Source organism: Pseudomonas sp. JH-2 (assembly GCF_036231725.1).
In the GTDB taxonomy this organism is placed as follows: domain Bacteria; phylum Pseudomonadota; class Gammaproteobacteria; order Pseudomonadales; family Pseudomonadaceae; genus Pseudomonas; species Pseudomonas delhiensis.
Window position 1 is genome coordinate 22,358 of sequence record NZ_JAZAQP010000010.1, and the last position, 13,002, is coordinate 35,359.

A 13,002-nucleotide genomic window follows, 5' to 3' on the forward strand; every position below is an offset into this window, starting at 1 on the left:
CAATGAAGAATATTTCTAAGGCGCTCGCCTTGCCTGTGCCCAGCCCCTCAAGCGCCGTCGCCTCGCAGCGTCTGGCGCGCCTCGCCCCGCGCCTGCTGCCCTGGCTGTTGCCGTTGGCGCTGTTCGTCCTCTGGTGGTTGGCCGCCGCCCAGCATTGGATGTCCGCACAGATACTGCCGGCGCCGACGCTGGTCTGGCAGAGCGCCCGCGAGCTGTTCGCCGGCGAGCTCTGGCAACAACTGTGGGTCAGCCTGCAGCGGCTGTTCTGGGGCCTGCTCGCCGGCATCGCCAGCGGCGCGGCGCTGGGTGCCTGGCTGGGTTTCAGCCGCAGCGCCGAGCGCTTCGTGCTGCCGACCTTCCTGGCCCTGGCGCAGGTTCCCACGCTCGCCTGGATTCCGCTGTTCATGCTGTTCTTCGGCATCGGCGAACTGCTCAAGCTGGTGGTGCTGGTCAAGGCGGTGATAGTCCCGGTGGCGCTGCACACCCTGGTCGGCGTGCGCGATGCCCAGCCCAAGCTGCGCGAGGCCGCCGCCGTGCTGCGCCTGCCGACGCCGCTGCTGGTGCGCCGGCTGCTGCTGCCGGCGGCGCTGCCGGCCTTCCTCACCGGCGTGCGCCTGGCCCTGGCCCAGGGCTGGACCTCGCTGCTGGCGGTGGAGCTGCTGGCCTCCAGCGAGGGCATCGGCTACCTGATGGTGCAGAGCCGCCAACTGTTCATGCTCGACGTGGTATTCGTCTGCATCCTCGTCGTCGGCCTGGTGGGCGCGGCCATGGACCAGGGCATCCAGGCCCTGGAGCGGCGCCTGGTGCACTGGCCGCAGCAGGCCGCCGGCGAGTTCCGCCGTGGCGCCCGCGGCCAGGGCTGGCAGCGTCTGCAGCCCTGGCTGCTGCCGCTGGCGCTGCTCGGCCTGTGGCAGGCGGCGAGCATCGCCCGGTGGGTCGACCCGGCGATCCTCGCCAGCCCCGCCGCGGTGGTCGAGGCCACCTGGCAGGGCCTGCTCGACGGCAGCCTGCCCACGGCCCTGCTGGCCAGCCTGAAGCGTTCGCTGCTGGGCCTGCTGCTGGGCGGTGGCGCCGGCTTCCTGCTGGGCCTGGCGCTGGGCCTGTGGCGCCCGGCGGAGCGCCTGCTCGGCCCGTCGTTCTCGGCTCTGCGCCAGGTTGCGATCTTCGCCTGGGTGCCGCTACTCACCGCCTGGTTCGGCCTGGGCGAGGCGGCCAAGGTGGTGTTCGTCGCCCTGGCCAGCTTCTTCCCGCTGCTGCTGGCCACCCAGCGCGGCATCGCCAGCCTGCCGGCGCAACTGGGCGAGGCCGCCCGGGTGCTGCGCCTGTCGAGCTGGCAGCGCCTGCGCCGGCTGGTGCTGCCGGGGGCGGCGCCGTCGATCTTCGCCGGCCTGCGCCTGGGCCTGATCTACGCCTGGCTGGGCACCATCGGCGCCGAGTACTTCATGCCCTCGGACGGCGGTATCGGCAGCCTGATGATCGGCGCCCAGCAGCTGTTCCGCATGGACCTGGTCAGCGCCGGGATGCTCCTGGTCGGCCTCACCGGCGCCCTGCTCGGCGCCCTCGGACAACGCATCGAAGCGCACGCCACGCGCTGGAGACACGTATGAACGCTTTCACTTCCGCGCCGCTGGTGAGCTTCCGCCAGGTCGGCAAGAGCTTCCCGGTGGACGGCCGGCAACTGGAGGCCATCCAGCGCTTCGACCTGGACATCGCCGAGGGCGAGTTCATCGCCATCGTCGGCGCCAGCGGCTGCGGCAAGTCCACCCTGCTGCGCCTGCTGGTGGGCCTGGACCGCGAGTACCGCGGCGAGATCCGCATCGGCGACAAGGCCATCGACGGCATCGGTGGCGAGCGCGGCATCGTGTTCCAGGAGCACCGCCTGTTCCCCTGGCTGACGGTGGAGCAGAACGTCGCCCTGGGCCTGGTCAACGAGCCGCTGAGCGAGACCGGCAAGGCGCGCAAGGTCGCCGACTACCTGGAACTGGTGGGCCTGTCGGCCTTCCACCGCGCCTACCCGCACCAGCTTTCCGGAGGCATGGCCCAGCGCGTGGCCATCGCCCGCGGGCTGGTGGCCAGCCCGCGCATCCTGCTGCTGGACGAACCCTTCGGCGCCCTCGACGCGCTGACCCGCCAGCAACTGCAGGAGGAACTGCTGTGCATCCGCGAGCGCGAGCGCATCACCACCCTGCTGGTGACCCACGACGTGGAGGAGGCGCTGTTCCTGGCCGACCGCGTGGTGGTCATGGCGCCGCGCCCGGGGCGCATCAAGCGCATCGTCGAGGTGCCCCTGGCACACCCGCGCGAGCGCGGCGGCTTCGACTTCCTGCGCCTGCGCGAGGAGCTGCTGCACGAGCTGACCGGCGATGGCGACTACGTCGCGCCGCAGCCCAGGCGGGTGGAGAACCTGCCGTTCGAATTCATCGCCTGCTGAGGCGTCTCTTCTTTTCGTAGGAGCGAGGGGGACGCCTAGTTCTTGCTCGCGAACAAATGCGGTGCCATGCGGTTCGCGAGCAAGCTCGCTCCTACGAAGAACACCCCGGCGCGGCCTGCAAGACAGTTGCTCCTACATGAAACCTCCCAACCCCCGAGTCCCGACATGAGCAAACGCCCCAACTTCCTGGTGATAGTCGCCGACGACCTCGGCTTCTCCGACATCGGCGCCTTCGGCGGCGAGATCGCCACGCCCAACCTCGACGCCCTGGCCCATGCCGGCCTGCGCCTGACCGACTTCCACACCGCGCCGACCTGCTCGCCGACGCGCTCGATGCTGCTCACCGGCACCGACCACCACATCGCCGGCATCGGCACCATGGCCGAGGTGCTGACCCCGGAGCTGGAGGGCAAGCCCGGCTACGAGGGCTACCTCAACGACCGCGTGGTGGCGCTGCCCGAACTGCTGCGCGAGGCCGGCTACCAGACGCTGATGGCCGGCAAGTGGCACCTGGGCCTGAAGGCCGAGCAGGCGCCCCACGCGCGTGGCTTCGAGCGTTCCTTCTCGCTGCTGCCCGGCGCCGCCAACCACTACGGCTACGAGCCGCCCTACGACGACAGCACGCCGCGCATCCTCAAAGGCACGCCAGCGCTCTACATCGAGGATGACCAGTTCATCGACCAGTTGCCCGAGGGTTTCTATTCCTCCGACGCTTTCGGCGACAAGCTGCTGCAGTACCTCAAGGAGCGCGACCAGGCGCGGCCGTTCTTCGCCTACCTGCCGTTCTCCGCGCCGCACTGGCCGCTGCAGGCGCCCAAGGAGGTGGTGGACAAGTACCGCGGCCGCTACGACGCCGGCCCCGAGGCGCTGCGCCAGGAGCGCCTGGCCCGGCTCAAGGCGCTGGGCCTGGTAGCGCACGACGTCGAGGCGCACCCGGTGGTCGCCATCAGCCGCGAGTGGGAGGCGCTGAGCGACGAGGAGCGGGCGAAGTCGGCGCGGGCCATGGAGGTCTACGCGGCGATGGTCGAGCGCATGGACTGGAACATCGGCCGGGTGGTCGACTACCTGCGCCAGCAGGGCGAGCTGGACAACACCTTCATCCTGTTCATGTCCGACAACGGCGCCGAGGGCGCGCTGCTGGAGGCCTTCCCGAAATTCGGCCCGGACCTGCTGGGCTTCCTCGACCAGCACTACGACAACAGCCTGGACAACATCGGCCGCGCCAACTCCTACGTCTGGTACGGCCCGCGCTGGGCCCAGGCGGCCACCGCGCCGTCGCGGCTGTTCAAGGCCTTCACCACCGAGGGCGGCATCCGCGTGCCGGCCTTCGTGCGCTACCCGCAGTTGTCGCGCCAGGGCGTGATCAGCGAGCAGTTCGCCACCGTCATGGACATCACCCCGACCCTCCTCGACCTGGCCGGCGTGCGCCACCCCGGCAAGCGCTGGCGTGGCCGCGAGGTCGCCGAGCCGCGCGGCAAGTCCTGGCTGGGCTGGCTGTCCGGCGAGACCGAGCGCGCCCACGACGAGAAGACCGTGACCGGCTGGGAGCTGTTCGGCATGCGCGCCATCCGCCAGGGCGACTGGAAGGCGGTGTACATCCCCGCGCCGGTGGGCCCGGCCAGTTGGCAGCTGTACGACCTGGCCAAGGACCCGGGCGAGGTCCACGACCTGGCCGAGGCCCAGCCGGGCAAGCTGGCCGAGCTGATCGAACACTGGAAGCAGTACGTCAACGAGACCGGCGTGGTGGAGGGGGCGTCGCCGTTCCTGGTGCGCTGAGCCGCGGTCGACGAAAAGCGAAGCCCGGGCAGCGATGCCCGGGGCTTTTTTGTTTTCGCTGCGGGGAGGCCGGCGCAGCCGGTGAGATCAATCGCGGACGGAGTCCGCTCCTACAGGTTGACACCGAACCTTCCGCCCACGCCGGACAGCCCCCTCTCCCTTCAGGGAGAGGGTTGGGGAGAGGGGCGGAGCCAACCCCAAGCACCGTGGCCGCCGGGAAACGCCATTCGCGAGCAAGCTCGCTCCTACGAAGAGCACCTCGGCGCGGCCTGCAAGACAAGGACGGCAAGCCTCGTAGGAGCGGACTCCGTCCGCGATGATAGGCCGTTGAAAACGGCGGATAACGGTGGCTCCGTGGCTTTTCGTGCGGATAAAAAAGGCCGCTTTCCCCTGCCTGAGTTGAAGAAAGCGACCTGGAAGAACGGATGTTTCGATGGGGTATTGCAACGAAGAACAGCGATGAAACGCCTTAGCGCGCCGTGATCACCGACAGCTTGGTGATCCCGGCCTTCTCGATCGAGGCCATGGCCTTGGCCACCTGGCCGTAGTTCACGCCCTCGTCGGCCTGCAGCTGCACGCGCAGCTCCGGTTCCTTGGCCTTGGCCGCCTCCAGGCTGCCCTGCAGCAGCTCGGGCTGGATCTCGTCCTTGTTGATGAACCACTTGCCGGCGCCGTCGATGCTCACCACCAGCGGGTCCTTCTGTTCCGGCGGGGCCACCGATTCGGTCTTGGGCAGGTTGATCGGGATGGCGTTGGTCAGCAGCGGCGCGGTGACGATGAACACCACCAGCAGCACCAGCATCACGTCCACCAGCGGGGTGACGTTGATCTCGGAGAGAACCTCGTCGCTGTCCTGGGTCGAGAAGGCCATGTCAGCTCGCCTCCTTCACGTTCTTGCCGACGCTGGGCTTCTTGGCCGCGGCGGGGTGGACGATGACGCGGAAGGCGCTCTTCTGGGCGAGGCTGTAGAAGTCGTGGGCGAAGTCGTCGAGGTCGGCCGCGGTGAGCTTCAGGCGGCGCAGGAAGTAGTTGTAGACCAGCACCGCGGGCACGGCGACGGCGATGCCCACGCCGGTGGCGATCAGCGCCGAGCCGATGGGGCCGGCCACGGTCTCCAGGCTCGCCGAGCCTGCGGCGCTGATGCCCTTGAGCGCTTCCATGATGCCCCACACGGTGCCGAACAGGCCGATGAAGGGCGAGGTGGAGCCGATCGAGGCGAGCACCGCCAGGCCCGATTCCAGGGAGCGGCGCTCGCGCTGGATCTGCTGGCGCAGGGCGCGTTCCAGGCGGTCCTGGTGGTTGATCGACTGGGCCAGGTCGTGCTGGTTGCCGTCGGGCACCTGGATGGCGGCGAAGCCGGCCTGGGCCACCCGGGCGCCGGCACCGGGCTGGCCGGCGGACTGCTCGCCGGCCGATTCGAGGCTGGTGGCGCCCCAGAACTGCTTCTGGAAGCGACGGTCCTGGGATTTCTGGCGGCCGAACTGGATGCCCTTGACCAGGGCCAGGCTCCAGGTGAGGACGGAGAAGCCGGCCAGTAGCCAGATCACCGCGCCTTCGACGGATTCCACGGGGTTGAGGGGCAGACTCATGGGGTTCTCTCCTGTGCGAACTCGTCGCAGATCAATTCAGTTTGAAGTCGATGGGCACGCTGACCCAGCCGTCCTGGGCCACGTCGCCGCGTTTGGCGGGTACGAACTTCCAGCGCTGCACGGCCTTGATCGCCGCCTGGTCGAGGGCCTCGCGGCCGCTGGAGGTCTGCACCTGGATTTCGCTCGGGCCGCCACTGGCCAGCACGTGGACGCGCAGCAGCACCGTGCCTTCCCAGCCGCGGCGCTGCGCCAGGGCCGGGTATTCCGGCGCCGGGTTGTGCAGGTAGCCGGCGTGGGCCGAGGGCGGGGTGACCGGGGCCGGCGCCGGCGGAGCCGGGGGCGCGGGCGGTGCCGGCGGGGTTTCCGCCTTGGGCGGCGCGGGCGGCTGTTCCACCGGCTTGGGTTTGGGCTTGGCCACCGGTTTCGGCTTGGGCTTGGGTACCGGCTTGGGCGGCGGCGGTTTCACCGCGTTCTCGTCCACCACGGGCGGCGGCGGTTCTTCCACCACCGGCGGCGTCGGCTCGGGGGGCGGCGGTTCCACCACCGGCGGGGTGGGGGCGCTGAATTCGATGGTCATGGGCGGTACCTGCGGCGGCACCTCGGGCAGCCTGGGCGTGGGTTGCTGGCTCAGCCAGTAGGCCACGGAGCCATGCAGGCTCAGGACCAGCAGGCCGAGCAGCAGCGCTTCGCGGCGGCCCAGCACGCTGTGCTTCGCCGGCACGTGGCGCACCAGCTGCAGGGGGGGGCGCGGCGGCCGGCCCAGCTCGACCATATCGCCACCGGGCGCAGGGCGCAGGCGCGGGTCCTGCGCGACGGCTGGCTGGGGGTTGGCCATGGACGATCTCCTCGGGTTTCTAGCGACGACCTGGAAAAGCGCGGCGCCGTGGGGGCGCCGGGTTCGGACTAGATGATTGAGGGAGAGTCTTAGCTGTTAAAGTAATTGTTTGCCTTATTTAAATTTCCTTAGGGAATAAGCGATTCGCGCGGACCGCTGCAGGCGGCGTGGCACTAAGGCTTGGCGGATTCGCCGGATGCCCTCATGCCTTTGCGGCATGAAAAATATGCCCGCAGGGCAGGGCGCCGAGGCCCGTTCCAGAGCCTTCGCGACAGGGGCCGTCGCATCGCGTCAAGCCGACGCCGGCCCGCTCCCTAGACTCGGGGCCAACGGATGCGCGCCCGCCGGGTGCGCCCGTCCCGAGGAGCCGCCGCCATGCACAACGAAGCCATCGCCTTTCCCGAGGCCCATGCCCCGGCCCGCGCCGAGCTGGCCTGCGCCTTCCGCTGGGCCGCGCGCCTGGGCCTGCACGAGGCCATCGCCAACCACTTCAGCCTGGCCGTGTCCGAGGACGGCCGGCGCTTTCTGATCAACCCCTACGGCCGGCACTTCTCGCGCATCCGCGCCCGCGACCTGCTGGTGCTGGATGCCGACGACCCATCGGCGCTGGAGCGCCCCGACGCCCCGGACATCACCGCCTGGGCCCTGCACGGCGCGCTGCACCGGCGCCATCCCCATGCCCGCTGCATCCTCCACGTGCATTCGAAGTACGCCACCGCGCTGGCCTGCCTGGCGGACTCGCGGCTGCCGCCCATCGAGCAGAATGCCATGCGCTTCTTCGAGCGCGTGGCCATCGACGAAGGCTTCGACGGCATGGGCCTGGGTGACGAGGCCGAGCGGGTGAGCCGCCAGCTGGGCGACAAGCCGATCCTGCTGATGGGCAACCACGGCGTGCTGGTGGCGGCGCCCAGCGTGGCCCAGGCCTTCGACGACCTGTACTACTTCGAGCGCGCCTGCGAGCTCTACCTCACCGCGCTGGCCACCGGCCGCCCGCTGCGCATCGCCAGCGACGAGGTGGCGCGCAAGACCGCCCGGCAGTGGCAGGACTACCCGGACTTCGCCCAGCGCCACTTCGCCGCGCTGCAGGGCATCCTCGACGAGGAGGAGCCGGACTACCGCAGCTGAGCGGGCAGCCGGTCGTGCGCCAGGGGCTGGCGCATGACCGGCGCCTCCAGGCTCTGCGAGCGGTCGTTGCTCGGCGCGCAGCCGAAGCGCGCGCGGTAGGCGCGGGAGAAGTGCTCCAGCGAGCCGAAGCCGGCGCTGGCGGCGACCTGGGCGACGCTCATGCGCGTCTGCTGCAGCAGGTTGTGGGCCCGCGCCAGGCGCAGGGCCAGGTAGTACTTCAGCGGCGTCAGCCCGGTGTGCTGCATGAACTGCCGCTCCAGCTGGCGGCGCGACAGGCCGACGCGCGCGGCCAGCGCCTCGCAGCTCAGCGGCTCCTCCAGGTGCTGCTCCATCAGCGCGATGGCCCGCCCCAGGCGCCCGGCCTGGGCGTGCAGGCGGTGCTGGAAGCCGCTGACCTGGCCGACCTGGGGCTCGCGCACGCGCTCCACCAGCATGTGCATCGCCACCTCGCGGGCCAGGCCGGCGCCGGCCACGCCCTCCAGCCAGCCCAGCATCATGTCCAGCACCGCGGTGGCGCCGGCGCAGGTCAGGCGCTTGCGGCCGACGCTGTATAGCTGGGCGCGGGCCTGTACGCGCGGGTAGCTTTCCTGGAAGCCCTGCAGGTTGTCCCAGTGCACCGCGGCGGGGTGGCCGTCGAGCACGCCGGCGGCGGCCAGCAGCTCGCTACCGGTCTCGATGCCCATCAGCACCGCGCCGAACGCCGCCTGGCGCTTGAGCCAGGCCTTGAGCGCGGCGTCGCGGGCGTGGCGGTGCACGTCGAAGCTGGCGATCACCGCGCAGACGTCGAACTCGCCCGGCTCGCCGATGCCCTGCTGGGCGGCGGCGAGCAGGCCGTTGCTGGCCGGCACCGGCTTGCCGTCGAGCGACAGCAGCGTCCAGTCGAACAGCTTGCGCTGGGCCAGCCAATTGGCGATGGACAGCGGCTCGATCAGCGCCGCCAGGCCGAAGTTGGAGAAGCACGGCATCAGCAGGATGCCGATGCGCTGGGGCTGGTTGGCGCGGTCGGTGGTGATCATGGCTGCATCCGGCACTGTGCTGGGCGGCGGCTGCTTCGGCCGGCGCCTCGTGGAGGGGAAAGGCCCGCGGCCTCTATGCAAAGGCAGCGGGCCGGGTTTGGCAAGGGCCGCGTCAGCGCTGGCAGTCGCGCCAGCGCGGGTGCAGCCATACCGGCGCGTCGCTGGGCGGCAGCGGTGTGCGGCCGAGGATCAGGTCGCTGGCCTTCTCGGCGATCATCACCGTCGGCGCGTTGGTGTTGCCGCTGACGATCTCCGGCATGATCGACGCGTCCACCACCCGCAAGCCGCGCAGGCCGTGCACCCGCAGCTGTGGGTCGACCACCGCCTCGGCGTCGCCGGCCGGGCCCATCTTGCAGGTGCCGCTGGCGTGGTAGCCGGTTTCTGTGACGCGGCGGGCCCAGGCGTCGAGTTGGGCATCGCTGAGCTGGTCGGCGCCGGGCACCAGTTCCTCGCCGGCGAAGGCGCGCATCGCCGGCTGCGCCAGCACCTCGCGCACCAGGCGGGCGCCGGCGCGCATGTCCTCGCGGTCGCGCGCGGTCTTCAGGTAGTTGAAGAGGATGCGCGGCGCCTGGCGCGGGTCGGCGCTGGCGAGCGCGACGCTGCCCAGGCTGGTGGGGCGCATCAGGTCGATGTGCACCTGGAAGGCGTGGCCGGGCACCAGGTCGACGCTGCCCGGCTGCACCGCCAGGGGCATGAAGGTCAGCTGCAGGTCGGGGTGCTCGACGCCGGCCCGCGAGCGGATGAACGCGCCCACCTCGAAGTGGTTGCTCGCCGCCAGGCCGTCGTGGCGGGCGAACCAGCGCGCGCCCACCAGCCATTTGCCCGGCGCGCGGGTCCAGGGGTAGATGCTCACCGGGCGCTTGCAGCGGTACTGCACCACGGTGTCCGGGTGGTCGTTGAGGCGCTGGCCGACGCCGGGCAGATCGTGCAGCGGCCGGATGCCCAGGCGCTGCAGGTCCTCGGCCGGACCGACGCCGGAGAGCATCAGCAACTGCGGCGAGTTGATCGCCCCGGCGCTCAGCAGCACCTCGCGGCGCGCGCGGACCTGCCGCAGCTGGCCGTCCATCTCGAACTCCACGCCGCAGGCCGTGTCGCCGTCGAAGAGGATGCGCCGGCTCAGCGCCGAGGTCGCCACCGTCACGTTGCCGCCGGCCAGGGCTTCGGCCAGGTAGCCGCGCGCGGTGCTCCAGCGCCTGCCGTCGCGGGTGGTGCGGTCCACCGGGCCGAAGGCTTCCTGGCGCTCGCCGTTGAGGTCGGCGCTGTAGCCGTAGCCGGCTTCCTGGCCGGCTTCGAGGAAGGCCCGGCACAGCGCTGGCGAGACGTCGCCGGGGGTGACGTGCAGCGGCCCGTCGCCGCCACGGTAGGCGTCGGCGCCGTCGCGGTGGCTCTGCGCGCGGCGGAAGTAGGGCAGCACCTCTCGGTAGCTCCAGCCTTCGCAGCCGCGCGCGGCCCAGCCGTCGTAGTCGCGGGCATGGCCACGGATGTAGACCATGCCGTTGATCGACGAGGAGCCGCCCAGGGTGCGCCCGCGCGGGGTGCCGATGCGCCGGCCGTCGAGCCAGGGCTCCGGCTCGCTGGCGTAGCTCCAGTTGTAGCGGGTGCCGCCGACCACTATGCCCACCGCCGAGGGCATGTCGATGGTCCAGCTGCGGTCCGCCGGGCCGGCCTCCAGGACCAGGATGCGCAGCGTCGGGTCCGTGCCCAGGCGCCGCGCCAGCACGCAGCCGGCCGAGCCGGCGCCGACGATGACGTAGTCGTACTCCTTGGCGAGCATGGCCTGTCTCCTCAGCGGATGCCGTCGAACACCAGCTTGTGGAAGTGGTGCACCAGGTGCTCGCTCTCGTTGCTGCGCTCGGCGTCGATCATGTAGCGGCCCTGGTCGTAGCCCAGCGAATGCAGGCCCTTCTGCACGCTGACGTTGAGCTCGATGTCCTCCGGGCCCAGTTCCTCGTTCATCCACTTCATGCAGGCGCGGGACACCGCCGGCGCTTCCTCGTGGGGGCTGTAGTAGCCGAAGCGCAGCAGCGAGCGCTCGGCGTCCAGCGGGATCATGATGAAGGTGCCGAGGAACTCGGAGAACGGGAAGGTGTAGAAGGTGTTGTTCGGCCACAGGCCGATGTTGAAGAAGCGCTCGTCGGGGTTGCGCGCACCCGTCAGCTTCACCCCGTAGGCCTCCTCGGCGGCGAGGTTGGCCGGGGCGATGTAGGTCCACCAGTTGTCGCGTTTGGTCAAGCGGTAGCCCTTGAAGTCGATGAGTTTGGCCAGATCTATGTGGCAGGGCCCGGAGAGCTTGAAGTGGTAGCCCTCGATGGAGTTGTCCATGATGACTTTCCAGTTGGCCGGGACTATCACGTCCTGCTCCTCGATCAGGCGCATCCTGCCAAGGTCCGGGAAGACCTCGCGCATTTCCCGGTCGGCGCCGGGGAACAGCTCGGCCATCGACGGCGCCTGCGCGTCGAAGTTGAAGTAGACGAAGCCGCCGAGCTCCTCGACGCGCAGTTTCGGGATGTTGAACCGCTGCTTGTCGAAGGCGATCAGCCGCTCGCTGCGCGGCGCGCTGCGCAGGCTGCCGTCCATCTCGTAGCACCAGGAGTGGTAGGCGCAGCGCAGCACCCGGGTGTCGGCGCCGCGGCGCACGTCCAGCAGGCGGTTGCCGCGGTGCTGGCAGACGTTGTGGAAGGCGTTGACCTTGCCGTCGTTGCCGCAGGCCACCACCACGCTCTGGTCGAAGATGTCGCAGACCACGAACTGCCCGGGCTCGGCGAATTCGTTGCGGTGCCCGGCCAGGTGCCAGGCGCTCATGAAGATGCGGTCGCGCTCGGCGGCGAAGATGGCCGGGTCGAAGAAATAGCGCGAGGGGAGGGTGAAGGCTTCCTCCGGGCGCTGCTCGGCCCAGCCTTCGACGCGGGTGCTGTGCTTGATCTGCTCGACGGATTGCATGTCTGGTTTCCTCCAGGCACCGCCCCTCGGGATGGGGGCTCGTTGAGGAGCAATCTAGGGGAGCCCAACCGCGGGCTCTTGATGGAATGCGACAAGTTCCCGCGGCCGGCCGGCGCTTGCCTCCCGGCGGCTTTCCCCGCAAGATCGCGCGCTCGCTTTCGCGGCGATGTAAAATCGCCCCCATAGCTGGTCGTACCCCCGCAGGTGCAGTGAAGACATGACGCAGATATCCGAACGCCTCCTGGTCCAGGCCCACCTCGCCGCCAAGCAGCCCCGTGTGCTGAGCGCGCAGGAAGAGGCCGAGTACCGCGCGGCCATCGCCGCCGAGCTGAAGGCGCAGAACGCCGTGCTGGTGGCGCACTACTATTGCGACCCGGTGATCCAGGCCCTGGCCGAGGAGACCGGCGGTTGCGTCTCCGACTCCCTGGAGATGGCCCGCTTCGGCAACCAGCACCCGGCGCAGACCGTGGTGGTGGCCGGGGTGCGCTTCATGGGCGAGACGGCGAAGATCCTCAACCCCGAGAAGCGCGTGCTGATGCCGACCCTGGACGCCACCTGCTCGCTGGACCTGGGCTGCCCGGTGGAGGAGTTCTCGGCCTTCTGCGACCAGCACCCGGAACGCACCGTGGTGGTCTACGCCAACACCTCGGCGGCGGTGAAGGCGCGCGCCGACTGGGTGGTGACCTCCAGCTGCGCGGTGGAGATCGTCGAGCACCTGATGGACAACGGCGAGCCCATCCTCTGGGCCCCCGACCAGCACCTGGGGCGCTACATCCAGCGCGAGACCGGTGCCGACATGCTGCTCTGGGACGGCGCCTGCATCGTCCACGAGGAGTTCAAGGCCAAGCAGCTGGAAGACCTCAAGGCGCTGTACCCGGACGCGGCCATCCTGGTCCACCCCGAATCGCCCGAGGCGGTGGTCGAGCTGGCCGACGCGGTGGGCTCCACCAGCCAACTGATCAAGGCCGCGCAGACCCTGCCGAACAAGCGCTTCATCGTCGCCACCGACCGCGGCATCTTCTACAAGATGCAGCAGCTGTGCCCGGACAAGGAATTCATCGAGGCCCCCACCGCCGGCAACGGCGCGGCCTGCCGCAGCTGCGCGCACTGCCCGTGGATGGCCATGAACACCCTGGAACGCACCCTGGCCTGCCTGAAGGAAGGCAGCGGCGAGATCTTCGTCGACCCGGCGCTGATCCCGCGGGCCATCCGCCCGCTCAAGCGCATGCTGGAGTTCACCCAGGCCGCCAGGCTGAAGGTGGCGGGCAACGCCTGAGCCTTCCAGCGGAC

Annotated in this window: 11 protein-coding genes; 5 read left to right on the forward strand and 6 right to left on the reverse strand. The window is 70.2% G+C overall.

Features of this window, described 5'->3' with window-relative positions:
* Positions 1-2 precede the first annotated feature (2 nt).
* The 3 genes from VV867_RS09475 to VV867_RS09485 all read left to right on the forward strand — a co-directional run bounded on the left by VV867_RS09475 (position 3) and on the right by VV867_RS09485 (position 4,207).
* Positions 3-1,607 carry an ABC transporter permease gene (locus VV867_RS09475; protein ID WP_328566223.1) on the forward strand — a complete coding sequence of 535 codons (1,605 nt, stop codon included), beginning with the start codon at positions 3-5 and terminating at the stop codon, positions 1,605-1,607.
* Complete coding sequence (locus VV867_RS09480) at positions 1,604-2,431, forward strand: ABC transporter ATP-binding protein (RefSeq protein ID WP_328566224.1); 828 nt, start codon at positions 1,604-1,606, stop codon at positions 2,429-2,431. The genes VV867_RS09475 and VV867_RS09480 overlap by 4 nt, the downstream gene beginning before the upstream one ends.
* 165 nt (positions 2,432-2,596) lie before the next feature.
* Positions 2,597-4,207, forward strand: a complete 1,611-nt coding sequence (locus tag VV867_RS09485) for an arylsulfatase (RefSeq protein ID WP_328566225.1) — start codon at positions 2,597-2,599, stop codon at positions 4,205-4,207.
* 469 nt (positions 4,208-4,676) lie between these two features.
* Here VV867_RS09485 and VV867_RS09490 read toward each other — a convergent pair whose 3' ends face one another.
* The 3 genes from VV867_RS09490 to VV867_RS09500 are packed head-to-tail and all read right to left on the reverse strand — an operon-like array spanning position 4,677 to position 6,631.
* Entirely contained in the window at positions 4,677-5,078 is a 402-nt protein-coding gene (locus VV867_RS09490; protein WP_009616955.1) for an ExbD/TolR family protein, read from the reverse strand.
* Between the two features lies 1 nt (position 5,079).
* Positions 5,080-5,796 carry a MotA/TolQ/ExbB proton channel family protein gene (locus VV867_RS09495; RefSeq protein WP_275629120.1) on the reverse strand — a complete coding sequence of 239 codons (717 nt, stop codon included), beginning with the start codon at positions 5,794-5,796 and terminating at the stop codon, positions 5,080-5,082.
* 31 nt (positions 5,797-5,827) lie between these two features.
* Positions 5,828-6,631 carry an energy transducer TonB gene (locus VV867_RS09500; RefSeq protein ID WP_328566226.1) on the reverse strand — a complete coding sequence of 268 codons (804 nt, stop codon included), beginning with the start codon at positions 6,629-6,631 and terminating at the stop codon, positions 5,828-5,830.
* Positions 6,632-7,006: 375 nt separating this feature from the next.
* Between VV867_RS09500 and VV867_RS09505 the strand changes: the two genes are divergently transcribed.
* Complete coding sequence (locus VV867_RS09505) at positions 7,007-7,756, forward strand: class II aldolase and adducin N-terminal domain-containing protein (RefSeq protein ID WP_328566227.1); 750 nt, start codon at positions 7,007-7,009, stop codon at positions 7,754-7,756.
* Here the strand turns inward: VV867_RS09505 and VV867_RS09510 are convergent.
* The 3 genes from VV867_RS09510 to VV867_RS09520 all read right to left on the reverse strand — a co-directional run bounded on the left by VV867_RS09510 (position 7,744) and on the right by VV867_RS09520 (position 11,712).
* Complete coding sequence (locus VV867_RS09510) at positions 7,744-8,772, reverse strand: GlxA family transcriptional regulator (RefSeq protein ID WP_328566228.1); 1,029 nt, start codon at positions 8,770-8,772, stop codon at positions 7,744-7,746. The two genes, VV867_RS09505 and VV867_RS09510, sit on opposite strands and share 13 nt — an antisense overlap.
* 112 nt (positions 8,773-8,884) lie before the next feature.
* Positions 8,885-10,546 carry a choline dehydrogenase gene (locus tag VV867_RS09515; RefSeq protein ID WP_275629122.1) on the reverse strand — a complete coding sequence of 554 codons (1,662 nt, stop codon included), beginning with the start codon at positions 10,544-10,546 and terminating at the stop codon, positions 8,885-8,887.
* Between the two features lie 11 nt (positions 10,547-10,557).
* Positions 10,558-11,712 carry an aromatic ring-hydroxylating oxygenase subunit alpha gene (locus VV867_RS09520; RefSeq protein ID WP_328566229.1) on the reverse strand — a complete coding sequence of 385 codons (1,155 nt, stop codon included), beginning with the start codon at positions 11,710-11,712 and terminating at the stop codon, positions 10,558-10,560.
* 217 nt (positions 11,713-11,929) lie between these two features.
* On the opposite strand from VV867_RS09520, the gene nadA reads away from it, so the two are divergent.
* Positions 11,930-12,988, forward strand: coding sequence for a quinolinate synthase NadA (gene nadA, locus VV867_RS09525; RefSeq protein ID WP_089393125.1), 1,059 nt, complete (start codon positions 11,930-11,932; stop codon positions 12,986-12,988).
* Positions 12,989-13,002: the final 14 nt, after the last annotated feature.

What these genes read in the sequence shown, in the direction of transcription:
- VV867_RS09475 (WP_328566223.1), top strand. Translation starts at nt 3, where the DNA reads ATGAAGAATATTTCTAAGGCGCTCGCCTTGCCTGTGCCCAGCCCCTCA.
- VV867_RS09480 (WP_328566224.1), top strand. Translation starts at nt 1,604, where the DNA reads ATGAACGCTTTCACTTCCGCGCCGCTGGTGAGCTTCCGCCAGGTCGGC.
- VV867_RS09485 (WP_328566225.1), top strand. Translation starts at nt 2,597, where the DNA reads ATGAGCAAACGCCCCAACTTCCTGGTGATAGTCGCCGACGACCTCGGC.
- VV867_RS09490 (WP_009616955.1), bottom strand. Translation starts at nt 5,078, where the DNA reads ATGGCCTTCTCGACCCAGGACAGCGACGAGGTTCTCTCCGAGATCAAC.
- VV867_RS09495 (WP_275629120.1), bottom strand. Translation starts at nt 5,796, where the DNA reads ATGAGTCTGCCCCTCAACCCCGTGGAATCCGTCGAAGGCGCGGTGATC.
- VV867_RS09500 (WP_328566226.1), bottom strand. Translation starts at nt 6,631, where the DNA reads ATGGCCAACCCCCAGCCAGCCGTCGCGCAGGACCCGCGCCTGCGCCCT.
- VV867_RS09505 (WP_328566227.1), top strand. Translation starts at nt 7,007, where the DNA reads ATGCACAACGAAGCCATCGCCTTTCCCGAGGCCCATGCCCCGGCCCGC.
- VV867_RS09510 (WP_328566228.1), bottom strand. Translation starts at nt 8,772, where the DNA reads ATGATCACCACCGACCGCGCCAACCAGCCCCAGCGCATCGGCATCCTG.
- VV867_RS09515 (WP_275629122.1), bottom strand. Translation starts at nt 10,546, where the DNA reads ATGCTCGCCAAGGAGTACGACTACGTCATCGTCGGCGCCGGCTCGGCC.
- VV867_RS09520 (WP_328566229.1), bottom strand. Translation starts at nt 11,712, where the DNA reads ATGCAATCCGTCGAGCAGATCAAGCACAGCACCCGCGTCGAAGGCTGG.
- nadA (WP_089393125.1), top strand. Translation starts at nt 11,930, where the DNA reads ATGACGCAGATATCCGAACGCCTCCTGGTCCAGGCCCACCTCGCCGCC.